Annotated in this window: 25 protein-coding genes; 20 read left to right on the top strand and 5 right to left on the bottom strand. The window is 69.6% G+C overall.

The genetic code is table 11. The features are described from left to right. Positions 1–14 precede the first annotated feature (14 nt). The 3 genes from KUV62_RS10965 (at position 15) to KUV62_RS10975 (ending at position 3,355) form a co-directional block, all read left to right on the top strand. Complete coding sequence (locus KUV62_RS10965; RefSeq protein WP_222603729.1) at positions 15–1,442, top strand: NAD(P)(+) transhydrogenase (Re/Si-specific) subunit beta; 1,428 nt, start codon at positions 15–17, stop codon at positions 1,440–1,442. Between the two features lie 289 nt (positions 1,443–1,731). Further along, positions 1,732–2,073, top strand: coding sequence for a hypothetical protein (locus KUV62_RS10970; RefSeq protein WP_222603730.1), 342 nt, complete (start codon positions 1,732–1,734; stop codon positions 2,071–2,073). Continuing rightward, positions 2,009–3,355: a DNA-packaging protein gene (locus KUV62_RS10975; protein ID WP_222603731.1), complete on the top strand. Its 1,347-nt coding sequence runs from the start codon at positions 2,009–2,011 to the stop codon at positions 3,353–3,355. Before KUV62_RS10970 ends, KUV62_RS10975 begins: the two co-directional genes overlap by 65 nt. A 39-nt stretch (positions 3,356–3,394) precedes the next feature. On the opposite strand, the gene KUV62_RS10980 is transcribed toward KUV62_RS10975, so the two are convergent. Then, positions 3,395–3,865 carry a GNAT family N-acetyltransferase gene (locus KUV62_RS10980; RefSeq protein ID WP_261395566.1) on the bottom strand — a complete coding sequence of 157 codons (471 nt, stop codon included), beginning with the start codon at positions 3,863–3,865 and terminating at the stop codon, positions 3,395–3,397. A 254-nt stretch (positions 3,866–4,119) separates the two neighbouring features. Between KUV62_RS10980 and KUV62_RS10985 the strand changes: the two genes are divergently transcribed. The 17 genes from KUV62_RS10985 (at position 4,120) to cysE (ending at position 17,537) form a co-directional block, all read left to right on the top strand. Continuing rightward, on the top strand, positions 4,120–5,310 hold the full coding sequence (locus tag KUV62_RS10985) for a phage portal protein (RefSeq protein ID WP_222603733.1): 1,191 nt from the start codon (positions 4,120–4,122) through the stop codon (positions 5,308–5,310). After that, positions 5,303–5,530 carry a hypothetical protein gene (locus KUV62_RS10990; RefSeq protein WP_222603734.1) on the top strand — a complete coding sequence of 76 codons (228 nt, stop codon included), beginning with the start codon at positions 5,303–5,305 and terminating at the stop codon, positions 5,528–5,530. The genes KUV62_RS10985 and KUV62_RS10990 overlap by 8 nt, the downstream gene beginning before the upstream one ends. Positions 5,531–5,565: 35 nt before the next feature. Further along, positions 5,566–6,108, top strand: a complete 543-nt coding sequence (locus KUV62_RS10995; protein WP_222603735.1) for an HK97 family phage prohead protease — start codon at positions 5,566–5,568, stop codon at positions 6,106–6,108. A gap of 29 nt (positions 6,109–6,137) precedes the next feature. After that, entirely contained in the window at positions 6,138–7,319 is a 1,182-nt protein-coding gene (locus KUV62_RS11000) for a phage major capsid protein (protein WP_222603736.1), read from the top strand. A gap of 153 nt (positions 7,320–7,472) precedes the next feature. Then, a complete protein-coding gene (locus KUV62_RS11005) occupies positions 7,473–8,066 on the top strand; it encodes a head-tail connector protein (RefSeq protein WP_222603737.1) in 594 nt (197 codons plus the stop codon). After that, positions 8,063–8,401 (top strand): head-tail adaptor protein, encoded by a 339-nt coding sequence (locus KUV62_RS11010; protein ID WP_222603738.1) that lies wholly within the window; start codon positions 8,063–8,065, stop codon positions 8,399–8,401. Before KUV62_RS11005 ends, KUV62_RS11010 begins: the two co-directional genes overlap by 4 nt. Beyond that, positions 8,398–8,805, top strand: coding sequence for a DUF3168 domain-containing protein (locus KUV62_RS11015; RefSeq protein ID WP_222603739.1), 408 nt, complete (start codon positions 8,398–8,400; stop codon positions 8,803–8,805). Before KUV62_RS11010 ends, KUV62_RS11015 begins: the two co-directional genes overlap by 4 nt. 66 nt (positions 8,806–8,871) lie before the next feature. After that, positions 8,872–9,294, top strand: coding sequence for a phage major tail protein, TP901-1 family (locus tag KUV62_RS11020; RefSeq protein WP_222603740.1), 423 nt, complete (start codon positions 8,872–8,874; stop codon positions 9,292–9,294). Then, entirely contained in the window at positions 9,294–9,614 is a 321-nt protein-coding gene (locus KUV62_RS11025) for a gene transfer agent family protein (RefSeq protein ID WP_222603741.1), read from the top strand. Before KUV62_RS11020 ends, KUV62_RS11025 begins: the two co-directional genes overlap by 1 nt. After that, positions 9,614–9,814 carry a rcc01693 family protein gene (locus KUV62_RS11030; protein WP_222603742.1) on the top strand — a complete coding sequence of 67 codons (201 nt, stop codon included), beginning with the start codon at positions 9,614–9,616 and terminating at the stop codon, positions 9,812–9,814. Before KUV62_RS11025 ends, KUV62_RS11030 begins: the two co-directional genes overlap by 1 nt. Further along, positions 9,811–10,473 (top strand): phage tail tape measure protein, encoded by a 663-nt coding sequence (locus KUV62_RS11035; protein ID WP_222603743.1) that lies wholly within the window; start codon positions 9,811–9,813, stop codon positions 10,471–10,473. Before KUV62_RS11030 ends, KUV62_RS11035 begins: the two co-directional genes overlap by 4 nt. 10 nt (positions 10,474–10,483) lie before the next feature. Next, the gene (locus KUV62_RS11040) at positions 10,484–11,116 is read left to right on the top strand and encodes a DUF2460 domain-containing protein (RefSeq protein WP_222603744.1); all 633 of its coding nucleotides are present in this window, start codon (positions 10,484–10,486) and stop codon (positions 11,114–11,116) included. Beyond that, positions 11,116–11,997 (top strand): DUF2163 domain-containing protein, encoded by an 882-nt coding sequence (locus KUV62_RS11045; RefSeq protein ID WP_222603745.1) that lies wholly within the window; start codon positions 11,116–11,118, stop codon positions 11,995–11,997. The genes KUV62_RS11040 and KUV62_RS11045 overlap by 1 nt, the downstream gene beginning before the upstream one ends. Further along, the gene (locus KUV62_RS11050) at positions 11,994–12,431 is read left to right on the top strand and encodes an NlpC/P60 family protein (RefSeq protein WP_222603746.1); all 438 of its coding nucleotides are present in this window, start codon (positions 11,994–11,996) and stop codon (positions 12,429–12,431) included. The genes KUV62_RS11045 and KUV62_RS11050 overlap by 4 nt, the downstream gene beginning before the upstream one ends. After that, positions 12,431–16,330: a glycoside hydrolase/phage tail family protein gene (locus tag KUV62_RS11055; protein WP_222603747.1), complete on the top strand. Its 3,900-nt coding sequence runs from the start codon at positions 12,431–12,433 to the stop codon at positions 16,328–16,330. Before KUV62_RS11050 ends, KUV62_RS11055 begins: the two co-directional genes overlap by 1 nt. After that, complete coding sequence (locus KUV62_RS11060; protein WP_222603748.1) at positions 16,327–16,608, top strand: hypothetical protein; 282 nt, start codon at positions 16,327–16,329, stop codon at positions 16,606–16,608. Before KUV62_RS11055 ends, KUV62_RS11060 begins: the two co-directional genes overlap by 4 nt. A 110-nt stretch (positions 16,609–16,718) precedes the next feature. Then, positions 16,719–17,537: a serine O-acetyltransferase gene (gene cysE, locus KUV62_RS11065; protein WP_222603749.1), complete on the top strand. Its 819-nt coding sequence runs from the start codon at positions 16,719–16,721 to the stop codon at positions 17,535–17,537. Between the two features lie 170 nt (positions 17,538–17,707). On the opposite strand, the gene KUV62_RS11070 is transcribed toward cysE, so the two are convergent. From KUV62_RS11070 to KUV62_RS11085, 4 genes are all read right to left on the bottom strand, one after another. Beyond that, positions 17,708–18,895, bottom strand: a complete 1,188-nt coding sequence (locus KUV62_RS11070; RefSeq protein ID WP_222603750.1) for an MFS transporter — start codon at positions 18,893–18,895, stop codon at positions 17,708–17,710. Positions 18,896–19,115: 220 nt separating this feature from the next. Continuing rightward, positions 19,116–20,438, bottom strand: coding sequence for a pyruvate dehydrogenase complex dihydrolipoamide acetyltransferase (locus KUV62_RS11075; RefSeq protein WP_222603751.1), 1,323 nt, complete (start codon positions 20,436–20,438; stop codon positions 19,116–19,118). 4 nt (positions 20,439–20,442) lie between these two features. Continuing rightward, positions 20,443–20,706 (bottom strand): hypothetical protein, encoded by a 264-nt coding sequence (locus tag KUV62_RS11080; protein ID WP_222603752.1) that lies wholly within the window; start codon positions 20,704–20,706, stop codon positions 20,443–20,445. Next, on the bottom strand, positions 20,703–22,076 hold the full coding sequence (locus KUV62_RS11085) for a pyruvate dehydrogenase complex E1 component subunit beta (RefSeq protein ID WP_222603753.1): 1,374 nt from the start codon (positions 22,074–22,076) through the stop codon (positions 20,703–20,705). The genes KUV62_RS11080 and KUV62_RS11085 overlap by 4 nt, the downstream gene beginning before the upstream one ends. Between the last annotated feature and the right edge of the window lie 11 nt (positions 22,077–22,087).

The following is a 22,087-nucleotide window of genomic DNA, read 5'->3' on the forward strand; positions in this document are numbered from 1 at the left end:
GGGAGGCCAGAGACATGGAATTCGGATTCACCACGGCGGCCTATGTGGTCGCGGCTGTCCTCTTCATCCTCTCGCTCGGCGGCCTCTCGGGGCAGGAGAGCGCGAAACGTGCCGTCTGGTACGGCATCGTCGGCATGGCGCTGGCGGTGTTCGCGACGCTGATCGGGCCCGGCTCGGGCCTGTGGCTGCTGTCGATCATCCTGATCGCGGCCGGTGGCATCATCGGCATCTACGTGGCCAAGAAGGTCGAGATGACCGAGATGCCGCAGCTCGTCGCGGCGATGCACAGCCTCGTCGGCCTCGCGGCGGTGTTCGTGGGCTACAACGCGCATTTCACCATGAAGGCCGTAACCGGCCCGAATGCCGCCGAGGCGCATGGCGCCTTCGCGGAGCTGGTGGCGCACAAGTCCCCGGTCGAGCTCAGCATCCTCTCGGTCGAGCTGTTCCTCGGCGTGTTCATCGGCGCCATCACCTTCACCGGCTCGGTCATCGCCTATGGCAAGCTGGCCGGCAAGGTGAGCTCGGCGGCCAAGAAGCTGCCCGGCGGCCACCTTCTGAACGCGGCGGCGGCGGTGATCTCGCTGCTCTGCCTGTTCTGGTACATGGGCACCGGCGGCTTCTTCCCGCTGTTCCTGATGACGCTCTGCGCGCTGTTCATCGGCTATCACCTGATCATGGGCATCGGCGGCGCCGACATGCCGGTGGTCGTGTCGATGCTCAACAGCTACTCGGGCTGGGCCGCGGCGGCGATTGGCTTCTCGCTGGGCAATGACCTGCTTATCGTGGTCGGTGCGCTGGTGGGCTCCTCGGGTGCCATCCTGTCCTACATCATGTGCAAGGCGATGAACCGCTCGTTCATCTCGGTGATCCTTGGCGGCTTCGGCGGCACCGCCGGTCCGGCGGCGGAGATCGAGGGCGAGCAGGTGGCGATCGACGCCGACGGCGTGTCGACCGCGCTGGACGAGGCCGACAGCATCATCATCGTGCCGGGCTACGGCATGGCGGTGGCGCAGGCGCAGCAGAACGTGGCCGAACTGACCCGCAAGCTGCGCGCCAAGGGCAAGGAGGTTCGCTTTGCGATCCACCCTGTCGCCGGCCGTCTGCCCGGGCACATGAACGTGCTGCTGGCCGAGGCCAAGGTGCCCTACGACATCGTGCTCGAGATGGACGAGATCAACGAGGACTTCCCGGAGACCGACGTGGTCATCGTGATCGGCTCGAACGACATCGTGAACCCGGCCGCACAGGAAGACCCGAACTCGCCGATCGCCGGCATGCCGGTTCTGGAAGTGTGGAAGGCGAAGCAGGTCTTCGTGTCGAAGCGCGGCCAGGGCACCGGCTACTCGGGCATCGAGAACCCGCTGTTCTACAAGGACAACACCCGCATGTTCTATGGCGACGCCAAGGCATCGGTGGGCGATCTGCTGACCCGGATCGACTGATCCTATATGTGTGATTGGTGGGCCCGCGAGGGCTCATCCTGCGGGCGCGGCACCTCACGGTGCCGCGCCCTTTTCTTCGCCGCGGGCGCGGCGCCATCATCAAGCGTTAACAGGCGCTTGAGGGCCGGCGTTCGGTGCGGAAACTTGACCGACCGCGCGCTCGGGCGTAGCTTCTGCAGATGCTGGACAAGCCGCGCGCGGCCCCCGGGGACAGGCCCCCGAGGGGCTTTTTTGTTGCAAATGCACGGTGGCCTCGGGCGGAGACCCACAGGCAAGAAAGGTATCGAGCATGATCCTGGTCCACCTCGAAGAGGAGATGTCGCGACTCGAAGACGAGCGCGACCGCATCGCCGACGTCCTCAGGGATCTCGGCGAGGACATCAGACGCCTCAAGGCGCAGATCGAAGACGGGAAGGCGGTCTCGAAGACCGACGCGGGCAAGCTGATGAGCGATGTCCGCTACTGGATGAGGGCGTCGCATGAAACGGAGGCGCAGATCGCCAATGTCAGACGTAAACAGAAAGGGCTTGCCGGAGACTGGGCTCTCGATCTCGAACGCGCGCGCGATGAGATCGGGTGCCGCATGGCTCGCCTCCGCCGCTGCTGCGGTGCGGGAGAGCTTCCTGAGTGAGCTGAGCGAGGGGGAGTGCATGGCACTCCCCTTTCTTTTCGAGTTCTGGGCCATGCCGCACCAGTTGCCGCCCGAGGGTGACTGGCGCTCCTGGGTGATCATGGGCGGGCGCGGCGCGGGCAAGACCCGGGCCGGGGCGGAATGGGTGCGCGCTTGCGTCGAGGGGGCGCTGCCGCTGTCGCCGGGGCGCTGCCGGCGGGTGGCGCTGGTGGGCGAGACCCTCGACCAGGTGCGCGAGGTGATGGTGTTCGGCGAGAGCGGGATCCTCGCCTGCTCGCCGCCCGACCGGCGCCCCGATTGGCAGGCCGGTCGGCGCTGTCTGGTCTGGCCCAACGGGGCCGAGGCGATGGTATTTTCTGCGCATGACCCGGAGGGGCTGCGCGGGCCGCAATTCGACGCGGCCTGGGTCGATGAGCTGGCCAAGTGGAAGAAGGCGCGCGAGACCTGGGACATGCTGCAATTCGCGCTGCGGCTGGGGGAGCGGCCGCAGGTCTGCGTCACCACGACGCCGCGCAACGTGGGCGTGCTGAAGGAGCTCCTGGAGCTGGAGAGCACCGTTGTGACGCACGCAAAGACCGAGGCCAACCGCGCCAACCTCGCGGCCTCGTTCCTCGAGGAGGTGCGGGCGCGCTACGGCAACACCCGTCTGGCGCGGCAGGAACTCGACGGGGTGCTTGTCACGGATGTGGATGGGACGCTCTGGACTCAGGCGGTGCTCGAGCGGGCGCGTGGGGCGGAGGTGCCCGAGCGCTTCGACCGCATCGTGGTGGCGGTGGATCCGCCCGCGGGCGAGGGGCGCGCGGCGGATGCCTGCGGCATCGTGGTGGCGGGCGCGATCTGCGAGGGGCCGCCGCAGGCCTGGCGGGCCTGGGTGCTGGAGGATGCCAGTGTGCAGGGCAGCTCGCCCACCGGCTGGGCCGAGGCGGTGGCGGCGGCCTACGGGCGCTGGCAGGCCGACCGGGTGGTAGCCGAGGTCAACCAGGGCGGCGCGATGGTCGAGACGGTGCTGCGGCAGGTGGCGCCGCAGGTGCCGTTGCGCAAGGTCCATGCCACGCGCGGCAAGGCGGCGCGGGCGGAGCCGGTGGCGGCGCTCTACGAGCAGGGACGGGTGAGCCACTGCGGCGCGCTCGATGCGCTCGAGGAGCAAATGGGGCTGATGACGGTCTCGGGCTTTGCCGGGCAGGGCTCGCCCGACCGGGTCGACGCGCTGGTCTGGGCGCTGAGCGAGCTCATCGTGACGCCGATGCAGGGCTGGCGGCGGCCGGCGCTGCGGGTGATCTGAGCCGCCATGCGGTCCGGGGTGCGCGCGCCCCGGGCAGGCTCAGAGCGGCTTTTGCATGGCGTAGTTGATCAGCGCCACGCCGCGGCGGATCACGCTTTGCTGGCGCAGAAAGTAGAAGCCGTGGCGCTCGAAGAACGGCCGGGCGGCCTTGCTGGCATCGGTGGTGAGGCTGCGCGCGCCGCCGGCGAGGGCGATCTGGGTGAGGGCGGCGAGAAGCTCGGCCCCGACGCCATGACCGGCGGCGGCGGGTCGCACGAAGGCTAGGTCGATATGGCCGGGCGCTACCAGGGTCATGATCCCCACCGGTACGCCGTCGCGCTCGGCCATCAGCCCCACCGAGCTGCCGACGCGGTCGCGCCAGCGCTCCGGGTCGAGCTTGGGACCGGCCCAGGCCTCGCGCTCGGTTTGGGTGTAGTGGGCGGCGGTGCCGATGAGCACGGCCTCGCGGAAGATCTCGGCCACGGTGGTGGCATCGTCGGCCAGGAGCGGGCGCAGAGTGGTCTGTGTCATCTCGATGGTCATTCGGAACTTCCGTACAATTTCATTCGGACACGCGCAGCATTCTGTCGCGTTGGCGGAGACTATCGGGAGGCATCGATGAGCGCCAGTGCGCTGGGCGCATAGCTGCCTTGCCCCGTGATGGCCCGTTGCGCCGCCCCCGCGCGGAGCCGCCAGAAGTGCTTAACCTCTCGTTCATAGTGTCCTTCCTCAACGCGATGCGGACCCGGCGGTTCGCACCGGATCGGGTGAAGGAGCGGCGAGCGATGGTGTTCGATTTTCTGCGCAGGGATCGCGAGGCGTCGGTGGAGACCGAAGCCAAGGCCTCGGCCACCGGGCCGCTGATGGCCTATGCGGGGACGGGGCGGGTGGCGTGGAGCCCGCGCGATGGCGGCGCGCTGACGCGCTCGGGCTTCACGGGCAACCCGGTGGGCTTCCGGGCGGTGAAGCTGATCGCAGAGGCGGCCGCGGCGCTGCCGCTGGTGCTGCAGGACGCGGAGCAGCGCTTTGCCCGGCATCCGCTGCTGACGCTGGTGACCGCGCCGAACCCGGCGCAGGGCAAGGCAGAGCTCTTCGAGGCGCTCTATGGGCACCTGCTGCTTTCGGGGGACGCCTATGTCGAGGCGGTGCCGGGGGCGGCGGGGCGGCCTGCGGAGCTGCACGTGCTGCGCTCGGACCGGATGCGGTTGGTGCCCGGCCCGGATGGCTGGCCGGTGGCCTATGATTACATGGTCGACGCCCGCCGGCATCGCTTCGAGGTGCGTGAGAGCGGCTCCCCGATCTGCCATATCAAGGCCTTCCACCCGCAGGACGACCATTACGGCCTGTCTCCGGTGCAGGCGGCGGCGCAGGCGGTCGACGTGCACAACAGCGCCAGCCGCTGGTCGAAATCGCTGCTCGACAATGCCGCGCGGCCCTCGGGGGCCATCGTCTGGACCGGCGGCGACGGCCAGGGCGGCATGGCGGCGGACCAGTTCCAGCGCCTGCGCGACGAGATGGAGCTGTTGCACCAGGGGGCGCGCAATGCCGGCCGGCCGATGCTGCTCGAGGGCGGGCTGGACTGGAAGCCGATGGGGTTTTCGCCATCGGACATGGAATTCCAGAAGACCAAGGAGGCGGCGGCGCGCGAGATCGCGGTGGCCTTCGGGGTGCCGCCGATGCTGCTGGGGATCCCCGGCGAGGCAACATTCGCCAACTACCAGGAGGCGCACCGGGCCTTCTACCGGCTGACCGTGCTGCCGCTGGCAACGCGGGTGACGGCGGCGGTGGGGCGCTGGCTGGCGTCGCATTTCGGCGAGGAGGTCGCGCTGATGCCCGATCTCGATCAGGTGCCGGCGCTGGCCGCCGAGCGCGATGCGCAATGGGCTCGGGTCGCGGGGGCCGCGTTCCTCACCGCCGCAGAGAAGCGCCGGATGCTGGGGCTGCCGGAGCTGCCGAAGGGCGAGGCCGGTGAGTGACCGGCGGCTGGAGCACGAGCCCTTCGCCTGCGCGCCGGCGCTCAAGCTCGAGGCGCATGAGCGGATGAGCCGGGTGCAGGTCGATGCGCTGAACGCGCGGCTCGACCGGCTCGAGCTGCTGCTCGAGCGGCTCGAGCGGCGGATGTGGCTCGCGGTCTACGGTGTCGCGGGGGTGATCCTCGCGCAGGCGTTTCAGAGCGTCATCGCGGCGGCCCCCTGAGGGGCCGGCTGGGGGCAATAGGGAAAGGAACGGGAATGGATCTGGAGCACAAGTTCTGTCGCTTCGACACCGGGGTGACGCTCACCGAAGGCACACTGATCGAGGGCTATGCCTCGCTTTTCGGGGCCTGCGACCAGGGCGGCGACGTGGTGGCGGCGGGGGCCTACGGCGCCTCGCTCAAGCGGATGGCGGCGGAGGGGCGCGCGGTGAAGATGCTGTGGCAGCACGATCCGGCCCAGCCCATCGGCACCTGGGACGAGGTGCGCGAGGACGGGCGCGGGCTGCATGTGAAGGGGCGGCTGCTCGACACGGTCGAGCGCGGCCGCGAGGCGGCGGCGCTGATCGCAGCGGGGGCGATCGACGGGCTGTCGATCGGCTACCGCACCCTGCGCGCCACGAAGGACGGCACGGGGCGCAGGCTCCTGACCGAGCTGGAGCTCTGGGAGGTCTCGCTGGTGACCTTCCCGATGCTGCCCAGCGCACGGGTCGCGGCCAAGGGCACGAGCCCCGACGAGGCCGCGATGAACGAGCTGGCGCAGACGCTGGAGCGCGCGCGCCAAGACCTGGCGCGCGGCTGAGCGCGCCGATCAGGAACGGGATCGAGACCATGACCAACACCGAGAACGTCTCCCGGGCCGGGGACGGCCATCCGGCCACCCGCGTCGGCGCCGCCATCGCGGGGCTTGTGGGCGATATCAGGGCCTTGCGGGGCGACCTTGAGCTGAAGATGCAACAACAGGAAGAGCGATTGACCATGCTTGACGCGAAACACCCAACGCCGCGCGGACGCCCGGCCCTGGCCACCACGGCAGAGATCGGTGCCCCGCATCGCGAGGCTTTCGATGCCTATATCCGCACCGGTGACGATGACGGGCTGCGCGGGCTCGTGCTCGAGGGCAAGGCGCTGTCCACGGGGGTCGCGGGCGATGGCGGCTACCTCGTCGATCCGTCGACCTCGGAGACGGTGAAATCGGTGCTCGACAGCACCGCCTCGATCCGCGCGATTGCCTCGGTGGTGACGGTGGAGGCGACCTCCTACGACGTGCTGATCGACCAGGGCGAGACCGGCGCCGGCTGGGCCGACGAGACCACCGCCTCGAGCGAGACAGGCACCCCCACCATCGACCGCATCGCGATCAAGCTGCACGAGCTTTCGGCGATGCCGAAGGCGAGCCAGCGGCTGCTCGATGACAGCGCCTTCGACCTCGAGATGTGGCTCGCGGGGCGCATCGCCGACAAGTTCGCCCGCGCCGAGGCGGCGGCCTTCGTGCTGGGCGACGGGGCCGACAAGCCGCGCGGCTTCCTCAATCATGCCGCCGTCGACAACGCGGTCTGGACCTGGGGCAATCTCGGCTACGTGCCGAGCGGCGAGGATGGCGGCATCGGCGATGGCGACGCGATCATCGACCTGGTCTACGCGCTGGGGGCCGAGTACCGCGCGCGCGCGAGCTTTGTGATGAACTCGAAGACCGCCGGCGCGCTGCGCAAGCTCAAGGACATGGATGGCCGGCACCTGTGGTCGGACGGGCTGGCGGCGGCGGAGCCGGCGCGGCTTCTGGGCTACCCGGTGCTGATCGCCGAGGACATGCCCGACATCGGCAGCGGCACCGATGCCATCGCCTTCGGGGATTTCTCGGCCGGTTATACCATCGCCGAGCGCCCCGATCTGCGGGTGCTGCGCGATCCGTTCAGCGCCAAGCCGCATGTGCTGTTCTACGCCACCAAGCGGGTCGGCGGCGATGTCAGCGATTTCGCGGCGATCAAGCTGCTGCGCTGCGCCACGGCCTGATCCGGAAACGGGACACGGGGGGCGGCCTTCGGGTCGCCCGCGTGGGGCGCGTGCCGGGAAGCGTGTGTTGTCAGCTGCTCCCTCCGTCCGAGCAATGCACGCGGTGCGCGCCCGCTCGGGCGGGCGGTCGGGAGAGGTTTGCGGAGAAGAACGATGATGTTGATCGAAGAATCCCAGCTGCCCGAGGCGGCGCTGCCGGTCGCCGCGCTGAAGCGGCACCTGCGGCTCGGCACCGGCTTTGCCGAGGACGACCTGCAGGATGCGGTGCTGGGCTCGTTCCTGCGCGCGGCACTGGCGGCGATCGAGGCGCGCACCGGCAAGGCGCTGATCACGCGGGGCTTTGTCTGGACCCTACACCGCTGGCGCGACCCGGAGGCAGAGCGCTTTCCGATCGCGCCGGTCACGGCGGTGACGCGGGTCGATATCGTGGACCGCTTCGGGGCTGCCGAGGCCGTTGAGGAAAGTGCCTACCGGCTCGAGCAGGACGGACAGGCGCCGCGGCTCTGCGCGCAGGGCTCGGTGCTGCCGACGCTTTCGGAAGGTGCCGCGGCGGAGATCCGCTTTACCGCCGGGTACGGCGTGGCCTTCGAGGATCTGCCGGCGGATCTGGCGCAGGCGGTGCTGCTGCTGGCGGCGCATTACTACGAATACCGCGAGGCGACCGGGCTCGGGCAGGGCTGCATGCCGTTTGGCGTCACCTCGCTGATCGCGCGTTACCGCCCGCTGCGGATGGGGTTCGGCGCATGACCATTCCACTTCTCAACCGCAGGCTGGTGCTCGAGGCGCCGGTGGTCAGCCCTGATGGCGCCGGAGGACAGGTCGAGAGCTGGGCCGCGATGGGCACGCTCTGGGCCGAGATCCGCCCCAAGGTCGGGCGCGAGGCGACCGGCGAGGCCGGGGCGCTGTCGGTGCGGGCCTTCCGCATCACCGTGCGCGGCGCGCCGCAGGGCGCCTCGAACCGGCCGTTGCCGGGCCAGCGCTTTCGCCAGCAGACGCGGCTTTTCCGCATCGTGGCGGTGACAGAGGCCGAGCCCGGCGGGCTCTACCTCACCTGCGAAGCGCGCGAGGAGGTTTCGGCATGAGCTATGCGATGGCGGCGGTCCTGCAGGGCGCGGTCTATCAGAGGCTGGCCGGAGACGCGGCGCTCGCGGCGCTGGTGGGGGCGCATATCTACGACGCGCCGCCGGCAGGAACGTTGCCCGGCCTCTACATGACGCTCGGCGCCGAGACGGTCCGCGATGCCTCCGATGTGGATGGCCACGGCGCCTGGCACGACCTGACGGTTGCGGTGATCACCGACGCGGCCGGGTTCCAGTCGGCCAAGGAGGTGGCGGCGGCGGCCTGCGATGCGCTCGATGATGCGCCGCTGGCGCTGACTCGCGGGCGGCTGGTGAGCCTGCGCTTCCGGCGGGCGAGAGCGCAGCGCGAGAGCGGCGCGCTCAGGCGCATCGACATGATCTTCCGGGCCCGCGTCGAGGATGATTGAGGCGCCGGAGGACCCGGCCAGTGACACGTGGCGGAGGCTTCCGCCGATCAGCAAGGAGCAAGACAGATGGGTGCCCAGAACGGCAAGGACCTTTTGGTCAAGGTGGACCTGACCGGCGACGGCCAGTTCGAGACCATGGCGGGGCTGCGCGCCACGCGGGTGAGCTTCAACGCCGAGAGCGTCGACGTGACGACGCTGGAAAGCCAGGGCGGCTGGCGCGAGCTGCTGGCGGGGGCCGGGGTGAAATCGGCCAATATCTCGGGCTCGGGCGTGTTCAAGGATCAGGCCACCGACGAGCGCGCGAGGCAGATCTTCTTCGACGGCGACACGCCGGAGTTTCAAGTGGTGATCCCGGATTTCGGCACCGTCGAGGGGGCCTTCCAGGTCACCGCGATCGAGTATGCCGGCAGCCATAACGGCGAGGCGACCTACGAGGTCTCGCTGGCCTCGGCGGGGGCGCTGAGCTTCGTGCCGGTGCCGGTGGCCTGATGGTCAACCCGTGGCGCGGCGAGGTGGCGGTGACGCTCGACGGCGAGCGCCGGGTGATGCGGCTGACGCTGGGCGCGTTGGCCGAGCTCGAGGCGGCGTTGGGCGATGACACGCTGGTGGCGCTCGCGCAGCGCTTCGAGGAGGGGCGCTGCAGCACCCGCGACGTGCTGGCGCTGATCGTCGCCGGGTTGCGCGGTGGCGGCTGGGAGGGCGAGGCCAGGGATCTGCTCCGGGCCGAGATCGAGGGTGGGCCGATGGTTGCGGCGCGGGCGGCGGCGGAGCTGCTGGCGCGGGCCTTCATGTTGCCCGGCGAGGGCTGATGGAGCGCTTCGACTGGCCGGCGCTGATGCGCGCGGGGTTGCGCGGGCTGGGTCTGCGGCCGGCGGAGTTCTGGGCGCTGACCCCGGCGGAGCTGCGGCTGATGCTGGGCGGTGACAGCGCCGCCAGACCGATGGGACGGGCGCGGCTCGAAGAGCTGCTGGCGGCCTTTCCGGACGAGGTGAAAGGGGATCAGGAATGAGTGATTTCGGCAGTATGGACGATCTCGACGGCGAGATCGCGACGCTCGAGGCGAGCCTCGGCTCGGCCAGCGCCATGGCGGCGGGGTTCGATGCAGAGCTCAAGCGCATCCACCAGACCTTTTCCGCGACCGGGGGCAGCGTGACGCGGCTCGAACGCTCGCTGAGCTCGGGGCTGGGGCGCGCCATCGACGGGGTGATCCTCGACGGCATGAAGCTCTCGGATGCGCTGGGCGTGGTGGCGCGCTCGATGGTGGATGCCGCCTACCGAGCCGCGGTGCGGCCGGTGACGGATCACCTTGGCGGGCTGATCGCCGGCAGCATGGCGGGGATCTTCGGCGGGCTCTCGCCTTTCGCCCAGGGAGGGGCGTTCGCGCAAGGCAAGGTGATGCCCTTTGCCTCGGGCGGCGTGGTGAGCGGGCCGGTGGCCTTCCCGATACGCGGGGGCACCGGGCTCATGGGCGAGGCGGGGCCGGAGGCGATCATGCCGCTCTCGCGCGGGCCCGACGGGAAGCTCGGCGTGCGCGCCAGCGCCGCGCAGCAGCCGCCGATGGTGGTGATGAACATCACCACGCCCGACGTGCAGGGCTTTCGCCGCAGCCAGTCGCAGATCGCGGCGCAGATGAGCCGCGCGCTGGGGCAGGGCCTGCGCAACCGCTGAGGAGAAGAGCATGAGTTTCCACGAGGTGAGATTTCCCGCCGACCTGAGCTTTGGCGCGCTGGGCGGGCCGGAGCGGCGCACCGATGTCATCGAGCTGAGCAGCGGCTTCGAGGAGCGCAACAGCCCCTGGGCGCATTCGCGTCGGCGCTATGATGCGGGGCTCGGCCTGCGCGGGCTCGACGATATCGCGCAGCTTCTGGCCTTCTTCGAGGCGCGGCACGGTCAGCTTTACGGGTTTCGCTGGAAGGACTGGGCCGATTACCGCTCCTGCAAACCCTCGGGGACGGTGAGCCCCGGCGACCAGGTCATTGCGCGGGGCGACGGGGCGACGCGCAGCTTCCAGTTGGTCAAGGTCTACCGCTCGGGCAGCGCCAGCTATGCCCGCCCGATCAGCAAGCCGGTGGCGGGCACGGTGATCGCCGCGGTGCAGGATGTGGAGATGCGCGAGGGGGTGCATTTCTCGCTCGATCTGACCACGGGGATGATCACCTTCACCGATCCGCCGCTGGCGGGTGTCGAGATCACCGCCGGCTACGAGTTCGACGTGCCGGTGCGGTTCGATACCGAGCGCATCAACGTGAGCGTCGCGAGTTTCCAGGCCGGGCAGGCACCCGACGTGCCGGTGGTCGAGGTGCGGGTCTGATGGGGGCGGCGGAGCTTCATGCGCATCTCGCCGGGGGCCTGGGCACCGTGGCGCGCTGCTGGGCGGTGACGCGGGCCGACGGCCTGCGCCTCGGTTTCACCGATCACGATTGCGATCTCTCGTTCGACGGGCTGAGTTTTCGCGCCGATACCGGGCTCAGCGCCAAGGCGTTGCAGCAGGCCACCGGGCTCTCGGTCGACAATTCCGAGGCCATGGGCGGGCTGCGCGACGATGCGTTGTCGGAGGCGGATATCGAGGCCGGGCGCTTTGACGGGGCCGAGGTCGCGGCTTGGCTGGTCAACTGGCGGGACGTGAGTCAGCGCCGGATGCTGTTCCGCGGCTCGATCGGCGAGATCCGCCGGGCGGGTGGGGCCTTCCATGCCGAGCTGCGCGGACTGACCGAGGCACTGAACCGGCCCTTGGGGCGGGTCTTTCAGGGGCCTTGTACGGCGGTTCTGGGCGATGCGGCCTGCCGCGTCGATCTGGACGAGCCGGGGTATTTTCACGAGGGCACGGCCGTGCAGGTTGAGGCCAATCGCGAGCTGCTCTTCGGTGCGTTGAGCGGCTTTGAGAAGGGCTGGTTCCAGCGCGGTCGGCTGGTGGTGCTGAGCGGCGCCGCGGAGGGGCTGACGGGGGCGATCAAGCGCGACCGTTCCGGCGCTGAGGGCCGGCGCATCGAGCTTTGGCAGCCGCTGGGCGCGGCGCTGGTGGCGGGTGATCAGGTGCGGCTCGAGGCGGGCTGCGACAAGCGCTTCGAGACCTGCCGGCTGAAATTCAACAATGTGCTGAACTTTCAGGGCTTTCCCGACATCCCCGAGGAAGACTGGATGCTGGTGCACCCGACCCGGGCGAAGGCCAAGGCGGGGGGGAGCCGGCGATGAGCGCGCGGATCGTGAGCGCGGCGCGGGGTTGGATCGGCACGCCCTATCGCCACCAGGCCTCGCTCAAGGGGGCGGGCTGCGATTGCCTTGGCCTGGTGCGCGGGGTCTGGCGCGAGGTCGTCGGGGCGGAGCCGGAGGCGGTCCCGGCCTATAGCCGCGACTGGTCGGAGCCGCAGGGCGAGGAGGCGCTGCTGGCCGCCGCGCTGCGCCACATGGCGCGCAAGCCGCTCGAGCAGGAGGCGGAGGGCGATGTCCTGCTGTTTCGCATGCGTGACGGCTCGGTGGCCAAACATCTCGGCCTCCAGGCCGGTCTTGGCGAGGCGGCAAGCTTCGTTCATGCCTATAGCGGCCACGGCGTCGTCGAAAGCCGGCTGAGCCGGCCCTGGCGCCGTCGGCTGGCGGCGCGTTTCGCGTTCCCGGAAGGAGCAAGCTGATGGCGACAATCGTCTTTTCCGCCGTGGGCGCCGCCGTCGGCAGCGCCATCGGGGGCTCGATCCTCGGCCTGTCGATGACCGCGGTGGGCCGGTTCATCGGCGCCAGCCTCGGCCGCGCGCTCGACCAGCGTCTGCTGGGGCAGGGCTCGGAAAGCGTCGAGACCGGGCGCATAGACCGCTTCTTCCTCAGCGGCGCCGGCGAGGGCGCGGCGATCCCGCAGGCCTATGGCCGGATGCGGCTGGGCGGGCAGGTGATCTGGGCCACCGAGTTTCGCGAGCGGGTCGACAAGGAGAAGGTCGGCGGCGGCAAGGGCGGCTCTTCGAGCCAGACCGTGAAGAGCTACAGCTACTCCCTGAGCCTGGCGCTGGCGCTGTGCGAGGGCGAGATCACCAGCGTCAACCGGGTGTGGGCGGATGGCGCGGAGATCCCCGTCGGTGATCTCAACATGCGGGTCTATACCGGCAGCATGGACCAGCTGCCCGATCCCAAGATCGAGGCGGTGGAGGGCGTGGGGCAGGTGCCGGCCTATCGCGGCACCGCCTACGTGGTGATCGAGGACATGGCGCTGGAGAATTACGGCAACCGGGTGCCGCAGTTGAGCTTCGAGGTCACCCGCCCGGTGCAGGACGATCCCGAGGACGTGCCGCACATCATCCGCGCCGTGGCGATGATCCCGGGCACCGGGGAATACGCGCTGGCGACCGAGCCGGTGCATATGGGCTACAGCGAGAACGGCTCGGGGCTGCCGAACGTCAACAGCCCCGCCGAGGCGCCGGATTTCAACGTCTCGCTCGACCATCTGACAGAGGAGGTGCCGGGCTGCGGCGCGGTCTCGCTGGTGGTGAGCTGGTTCGGGGGCGACCTGCGCTGCGGCTCCTGCGAGATCCGCCCGAAGGTCGAGCAAAAGCAATTTGAGTCGAAAAACATGCCGTGGCAGGTCTGCGGCGTCACGCGGGGCATGGCGGAGGCGGTGCCCGAGCACGAGGGCCGCCCGGTCTATGGCGGCACGCCCTGCGATGCCTCGGTGATCCAGGCGATCCGACGCATGGACACGCAGGGGCTCGACGTCATGGTCTACCCGTTCATCCTGATGGACCAGATGGCGGGCAACGGCCTGCCGGACCCGTGGAGCGACGCCGAGGACCAGCCCGAACTGCCATGGCGCGGGCGCATCACGCTCGATGTCGCGCCGGGGCGGCCCGACTCGCCCGATGGCACGGCGGCGGCGGAGGCGCAGGTGGCGGCATTCTTCGGCACCGCGCATGCCTCGGATTTCACCGTCTCAGATGGCGCGGTGAGCTATGCCGGGCCCGAGGAATGGAGCTATCGCCGCTTCATCCTGCACCACGCGGCGCTCTGCGCGGCGGCTGGGGGCGTCGAGGCGTTCTGCATCGGCTCGGAGATGCGCAGCCTGACATGGATCCGCGGCGCGGGCGGCTTCCCGGCGGTGGCGGCGCTGCGCGCGCTGGCCGCCGAGTGCCGGGCGATCCTCGGGCCGGAGGTCAAGCTCAGCTACGCCGCCGACTGGTCAGAATATTTCGGCTATCACCCGCAGGACGGCTCGGGCGATGTTTATTTCCATCTCGATCCGCTGTGGTCGGATGACAAGATCGATTTCATCGGCATCGACAATTACATGCCGCTCTCCGATTGGCGCGATGGCAGCGAGCACGCCGATGCCCACTGGGGCGCGGTCTATGACCCGGGCTACCTGATGGCCAACGTGGCAGGCGGCGAAGGCTATGACTGGTATTACCCCTCGCAGCAGGCCCGCGACGCGCAGCGCCGGGAGCCGATCACCGATGGTGCGCATTCCGAGCCGTGGGTGTTCCGCTACAAGGACCTTCGCGGCTGGTGGCAGAATGCCCATCACGAGCGCATCGGCGGCGTGCGTCAGTCCAATCCCACCGGCTGGGTGCCGGGATCGAAACCGATCCGCTTCACCGAGCTTGGCTGCCCCGCGGTCGACAAGGGCACCAACCAGCCCAACAAGTTCCTCGATCCGAAGAGCTCCGAGAGCGATCTTCCGCATTATTCCAATGGTCTGCGCGACGAGCTGATCCAGCGCCAGTACCTGCGTGCGATGCATGGCTACTGGAGCGATCCGGCCAACAACCCGGTCTCGGAGGAATATGGCGCGCCGATGCTCGACATGGAGCGCGCCTATGTCTGGGCCTGGGATGCGCGGCCCTACCCGTGGTTTCCGGGGCTCTCGGAGCTCTGGGCGGATGGCGACAACTACCGGCGCGGGCACTGGATCAATGGCCGAGTGTCGTCGCGCACGCTGGCCTCGGTGGTGGCCGAGATCTGCGAGCGGGCGGGGCTGCGGGACTATGACGTGAGCGCGCTGCATGGCTGGGTGCGCGGCTACGTGGTCGGCGCGGTGGCCGATTCGCGGCGTGCACTGCAGCCGCTGATGCTGGCGCATGGCTTCGACGCGATGGAGCGCGACGGGGCGCTCACCTTCATCCTGCGCCGCGACCGCCCGGTGCAGCCGCTGGCGCTGTCGGAGCTGGCCGTGTCGGGCGAGCTCGACGGCGATCTGGTGCAGATCCGCGCCGCCGAGGCCGAGATGGCGGGACGGGTGCGGCTGCGCTTTCTCGAGGCCGATGGCGACCACGTCGCGGTCGCCGAGGAGACGGTGCTGCCCGACGACCGCACCCACGCGGTGGCCGAGACCGAGCTGCCGATGGAACTGACCCGGCGCGAGGCGCGGCTGACGCTGGAGCGCTGGCTCGCCGAGGCGCGGGTTGCGCGCGACACGCTGCGGTTCTCGCTGCCGCCGTCGCGGCTCGAGGTCAGCGCGGGCGACATCGTCTCGCTGCCGGGGGAGGCGGGAGAGGTGGTCGCACGGGTCGATCGGGTCGAGATCGGGGCGCAGCAGATGGTCGAGGCAGTGCGCTTCGAGCCCGAAGTCCACCTGCCGTCCGACTTCCCTGACGATGCCGCGATCCTGCGCGGCTTCGTGCCGGCGGTGCAGGTGCTGCCGCTGTTTCTCGACCTGCCGCTGATCACCGGCGACGAGATCCCCCATGCGCCGCATCTGGCACTCACCGCGGAGCCCTGGCCCGGCTCGGTGGCGGTCTACGATTCCGCCTCGGATGCCGATTATGCGCTGAACGAGATCATCGCAGCGCGCTCCGCCGTGGGCGTGACCGAGACGGCACTGGCGCGCGCGCCCTCGGGGCGGATCGACCGGGGCGCGGCGCTGCAGGTGCGGATGCTCTCGGGAGAGCTGGCCTCGATCGACGACGAGGGGCTGCTTGGCGGCGGCAATCTCATGGCGATCGGCGATGGCAGCCCCGGCGGCTGGGAGCTGTTCCAGTTCCGTGACGCCCAGATGGCGGGCGAGGGCACGTGGCTCCTGAGCCACCGGCTGCGCGGCCAGCTCGGCACCGATGCGCTGATGTCCGAGGTCTGGCCGGCGGGCTCGTGGGTTGTCCGGCTCGACGGGGTGCCGCAGCAGATCGCGCTGGCCGCGGCGCTGAGGCGGCAGCAGCGGCATTACCGCATCGGCCCGGCGCGGCGCGGCTATGACGATCTGAGCTACGTCCACGAGACCCATGCCTTTGACGGAAACGGTCTGCGGCCCTTCAGCCCGGTGCATCTGCGGGCCGAGGATCAGGGCGGCACGCTGGCGTTGAGCTGGATTCGGCGCACCCGCATCGACGGCGATGACTGGGAGCTCGCCGAGGTGCCGCTGGGCGAGGAGCAGGAACTCTACGTGGTCCGCGTGACGCAGGGCGGGGCGGTGCTGCGCAGCGCGCAGGTCAGTGCGCCCGCGTGGAGCTACGATCCGGCGGAAGACGGGCTCACCGGGCTCTTCGCCATCGAGGTGGCGCAGGTCTCGGCGCGCTACGGGCCGGGGCCGTTCGCAAGGTTGCCGCTCTCCGCATGAGGCCGGTGCTGCATGGCGACGTCATCTGCGCCGCCTGCGCCTTGCTGGCGGTGCGGCGCGGCGCGCGCTGGCGGCTGGCGCGCGAGATCGTGGCGCAGGCCGATGCCGCCGACCGCTACCGCCGCCATTTCGGGCGCGCCCATGCCGAGTGGGGCAATGGCACGCTGATGGCCGCGGCGCTGTCGCGCCCCGTCGCGCCGGAGCGCAGGCTCGACGATCCCGAATATGCCGATTGCCTTATCCTCGTGCTCGAGGCGGTGCGGCTGCGGCATCGATGAGGGACCCGGCTTCGCGAAATCATCAGCAGGCGAAATTCAAACCATCACGGTTTTGCGTTTCAGCCGCCTCGGCCTATCTGCTATAACAGCCGGATCAAACGGAGGTTACGATGGCCGAAACCCGTGCAAGGATTGCCGAGCTGGACCCGGTCTGGGCCCGCATCACCCGCGAAGCCGAACAGGCCGTCGCGGACGAGCCGCTGCTTGGCGGCATGGTGCATGTCTCGGTGCTGCACCACGCCACCATCGAGGGCGCGCTCGCCTTCCGGATCTCGATGAAGCTCGCCAACGGCGAGATGTCGGAGCAGATCCTGCGCGAGATCTGCGACGAGGCCTATGCCTCCGACCCGTGGCTGGCGCGCGCCGCGCGGGCCGATATCCGTGCCACGCACGATCGCGACCCGGCCTGCCACCGCTTCCTGCAGCCGCTGCTCTATTTCAAGGGCTTCCAGGCGGTGCAGAGCCAGCGCGTGTCGCATTGGCTGTGGGGGCAGGGGCGCAAGGATCTGGCATTCTTCTTCCAGATGCGCGCCTCCGAGCTCTTCGGGGTCGACATTCACCCGGCGGCCGAGATCGGCCAGGGCATCATGATCGACCACGCGCACTCCATCGTCATCGGCGAGACCGCGAAGGTCGGCAACGATGTCTCGATCCTGCACTCGGTGACGCTGGGCGGCACCGGCAAGGAAGACGAGGACCGTCACCCGAAGATCGGCGACGGTGTGCTGATCGGCGCGGGCGCGAAAGTGCTGGGCAATATTCACATCGGCAACGGCTCGCGGATTGCCGCGGGCTCGGTGGTGCTGGAAGAGGTGCCGCCCTGCAAGACCGTGGCCGGGGTGCCGGCGAAGATCGTCGGAGACGCCGGCTGCGATCAGCCGTCGCGCAACATGGATCAGAAGCTCACCGGCTGCAATTGCAGCGGCTGAGCCGGGGCCGCTCGGGACACGGGCCGAGCCGACAAGGGCGGAGCTGGCACGGGCCCCGAGCCGAAACAGACCGAGCCGAAACAGACCGAGCCGAAACAGACCGAGCCGAAACAGGAAGGGCCGGGTTCCCAGCGAGGAACCCGGCCCTTTTCATGTCTGGGAGCGGAGGCTTACTCCGCCGGCACCACCGCGCCGCGGCGCGGGCGGGCGTCGAGCCAGGCGAGCCCCAGCACCGCGACACCGGCCGCCCCGAGCCCCGCGCCGACGATGCCGGTGGCGCTGAAGCCGTGGCCCGCCGCCAGTGCCATGCCCGCGAGCCACGGGCCGAGCGCGTTGGCGGCGTTGAAGGCGGCGTGGTTGAGCGCGGCGGCGAGGGTCTGGCCTTCGCCGGCCACGTCCATCAGGCGCATCTGCAGCGGGATCACCAGGCCGGCGGTCAGGCCGAGCGCCATCACCACGAGGATCATCGCGATCCACTGGCCCATCACCGCGGCGTAGATCAGCGAGCAGACCACCATGCCGATCAGCAGCAGCAGGGTGCCGCCAAAATGCGACCACGCCGCGAGGCGTCCGGCGTAGTAATTGCCGGCGGTGGCGCCGATGCCGAAGCAGGACAGCGCCAGCGGGATCGCCCAGGCGGGGGCGTCGGTGGCCGAGATCAGCGCGGCGGAGAAGTAGGAATAGACCGCGAAGACCGCGCCGAAGCCCACGGCGCCCACCGCCAGCGTCAGCCAGACGGCACGGTTGGCCAGCGCCGAGAGCTCGCGCAGCGGGCTCGCCGCGGGGCCGTCCTGCGGCTGGGGCGCGACGCGGGCGATCATCAGCGCCGAGCCGGCGGCGATCACCGCGACCAGAACGAAGCACCAGCGCCAGCCGAAATACTGCCCGATGGCGCCGGCGGCGGGCACGCCGATGACATTGGCGATGGTCAGTCCCATCAGCACCTGCGCTACCCCCGCGGCCTTGCGGCCCGGCGGCATCATCTCGGCAGCAAAGAGCATGCCGATGCCGAGGAATGCGCCGTGCGGCAGGCCGGAGAGGACGCGCGCGATCACCAGCGTGTCGAGCCCGGTGGCGAGCGCGGTCAGCACGTTGGTCAGCATGAAAACTGCCATCAGAAGTACCAGCAGCAGCTTGCGCGGCAGCATGCTGCCCAGCACGGCCAGCACAGGTGCGCCGACCACCACGCCGATGGCATAGCCGCTCACCGCGAAGCCGGCCTCGGGCTCGGTGACGCCGAGATCAAGCGCGTAATAGGGCAGGAGGCCCATTGCGGCGAACTCGGTCACCCCGATGGCGAAGGCGCCAAGGGCGAGTGACAGGATCGTCAGGCGGGCCTGGCGGTCGGTATAGACCATGGATGAGCTCCGGAGTGTCGGGGTGTGTGTCGGGGGTCTTGGACGGCAGGCGTGGAGACGCCTGCCGCATTGCAGCATGTCTTACGCTAACGAGTCCGAGGGGGGCCGCACAAGCCGGGTTCTCTGCAAGGGGGCCATGCGCCGGAAACATACATCCGGGAAAAAGGAAACGCCCGCCGGTGGGCGGCGGGCGTCTCAATGATGCGGTCCTGACGACAGATCAGGCGAGCATCACCATGGGGTTCTCGAGGTTCTCGACGATGGCCTTGAGCAGCTCGGCGCCGAGCGCGCCGTCGATGACCCGGTGATCGACCGACAGCGTCACCGACATCACGGTGGCGACCGTCAGCTCGCCGTCGTCGCCGACGACGGGCTTCTTGACGCCGGAGCCGACCGCCAGGATGGCGCCATGCGGCGGGTTGATGACGGCGTCGAAATTGTCGATGCCGAACATGCCGAGGTTGGAGATCGCGAAGCTGCCGCCGACATATTCATGCGGCGCGAGCTTCCGGTCGCGGGCGCGCTTGGCGAGGTCCTTCATCTCGGAGGACAGCGCCGAGAGCGATTTCATCTCGGCATCCTTGAGCACCGGGGTGAACAGGCCGCCATCGACCGCCACGGCCACCGCCACGTCGGAGGGCTTGAGCTTGAGCATCCGGTCGCCGGCCCAGACCGCGTTGGCGTCGGGCACCGATTGCAGCGCCAGAGCGCAGGCCTTGATGATGAAATCGTTGACCGAGAGCTTCACGCCACGGCCTTCGAGCTGCTTGTTGAGCTGCGAGCGGAACTTGAGCAGCGCGTCGAGCTTGATGTCGCGGCGCAGGTAGAAATGCGGGATGGTCTGCTTGGCCTCGGTGAGACGCGCGGCGACCGTCTTGCGCATGCCGTCGAGCTTGACCTCCTCGAAGTCGCGGCCCTCGTACATCTTGATGACCTGCTCGGCACCGGGGCCGGCGGGCATGCCGGCGGCTGCCGGTTTCGCGGCGGGCGCCTCGGTGGCTGCGGGCGCAACCTTCTCGGCCGGCTTCGCGGTGGCGTTCTCGACATCGGCCTTGACGATGCGGCCATGCGGACCGGAGCCCTTGATCTGCGCCAGATCCAGCCCCTTGTCGGCGGCGATACGGCGCGCCAGCGGGGTGGCGAAGATGCGCTTGCCGTCCGAGCCCTGCGGCGCGGCAGGGGCGGCGCTGGCAGCGGCCGGGGTGGCGGCTGCGGCCTTGGCCTCGTCCTTGGCCGGGGCCTTGTCCTCGGCGGCCGGGGCAGGGGCGGAGGACGCGCTGGAGATGTCGTCGGCGCTCTCGCCCTCTTCGAGCAGCACGGCGATCGGCGTGTTGACCTTCACGCCCTCGCTGCCGGCCTCGATGAGGATCTTGCCGATGGTGCCTTCATCGACCGCCTCGAACTCCATCGTGGCCTTGTCGGTTTCGATCTCGGCGAGAATGTCGCCGGAATTCACGGTGTCGCCTTCCTTGACCAGCCATTTGGCCAGCGTGCCTTCCTCCATGGTCGGCGACAGGGCGGGCATCAGGATTTCGGTGGGCATGTTGTCAGCTCTCCTCGGCGAGGGTCACGAGATCGAAGGGCGGGCGCGGCTGGCGCGCCGCGGCCCGCGCGATCACCGCGGCCTCGATCTTGCCGCGATGGGCGGCGATCCATTCATAGGCTTGCTGGTGGCTCGGGCGCTCGCCCGGGCGCAGCGTTTCCATGAGGCACTCGGGCACGAAGGCCGTCCGCGCGACACCCGCCGCGTCCACCCGGACGCGGTAGGCCTCGCGCGCGACGTCGCGCCCGGTGACCTCGACCGGGCTCACCGGTAGGTCACCTGCTTGACCGCCTCGATGACCTCGGCGGTGGTGATCAGCGCGTGCTTCTCGAGGTTCGCCGCGTAGGGCATCGGCACGTCCTTGCCGGCGCAGTTGATCACCGGCGCGTCGAGATAATCGAACGCGTTCTGCATGACATAGGCGCCGATATGGTTGCCGATGGAGCCCACCGGGAAGCCTTCCTCGATGGTGACGCAGCGGTTGGTCTTCTTCACCGACTCGATGACCGTGCCGTAATCGATCGGGCGCAGGGTGCGCAGGTCGATCACCTCGGCCTCGATGCCCTCTTCCGCCAGCTTTTCAGCCGCTTCAAGCGCGTAGGTCATGCCGATGCCGAAGCTGACGAGGGTCACGTCGGAGCCCTCGCGCCAGATCTTCGCCTTGCCGAAGGGCACGGTGAAATCATCCAGCACCGGAACCTCGAAGGAGCGGCCGTAGAGGATCTCGTTCTCGAGGAAGATCACCGGGTTGGGATCGCGGATCGCCGATTTGAGCAGGCCCTTGGCGTCGGCCGCCGAGTAGGGCATCGCCACCTTGAGGCCCGGGATCATCGCGTACCACGCGGCGTAATCCTGCGAGTGCTGTGCGCCGACGCGGGCGGCGGCGCCATTGGGGCCGCGGAACACCATCGGTGCGCCCATCTGGCCGCCGGACATGTAGAGCGTCTTGGCCGCCGAGTTGATGATGTGGTCGATCGCCTGCATGGCGAAGTTGAAGGTCATGAACTCGACGATCGGCTTGAGGCCGCCGAAGGCCGCGCCCACACCGATGCCGGCAAAGCCGTGCTCGGTGATCGGCGTGTCGATGACGCGCTTGCCGCCGAACTCGTCGAGCAGGCCCTGGGTGACCTTGTAGGCGCCCTGGTACTCGGCCACTTCCTCGCCCATGACGAAGACGTTGGGATCCGAGCGCATCTCTTCGGCCATGGCATCCCGCAGCGCTTCGCGCACGGTCTGGGTCTTCATCTCGGTGCCTTCCGGCCAGTCCGGCGAGGCGGCGGCGGCGGGCACCGAGGAGGCGGGCTCCTGCGGGCCGGGGGCGGCATCGCCCTTGGCCTCGGCGGGCGCGCTGGCCTCTTCCTTGGCGGCGGGCGCCTCGGCGTCGTCGACGCTTTCGCCTTCCTCGACCAGCACCGCGATCGGCGTGTTGACCTTCACGCCCTCGGTGCCTTCCTCGATCAGGATCTTGCCGACGATGCCTTCGTCGACCGCTTCGAACTCCATCGTCGCCTTGTCGGTCTCGATCTCGGCGAGGATGTCACCGGAGGCGACGGTGTCGCCTTCCTTGACCAGCCATTTCGCCAGCGTGCCCTCTTCCATGGTGGGGGACAGGGCGGGCATCAGGATTTGCGTTGCCATATCGTGTTCTC

This window comes from Salipiger bermudensis (genome assembly GCF_019801965.1).
Classification (GTDB): Bacteria; Pseudomonadota; Alphaproteobacteria; order Rhodobacterales; family Rhodobacteraceae; genus Salipiger; species Salipiger bermudensis_A.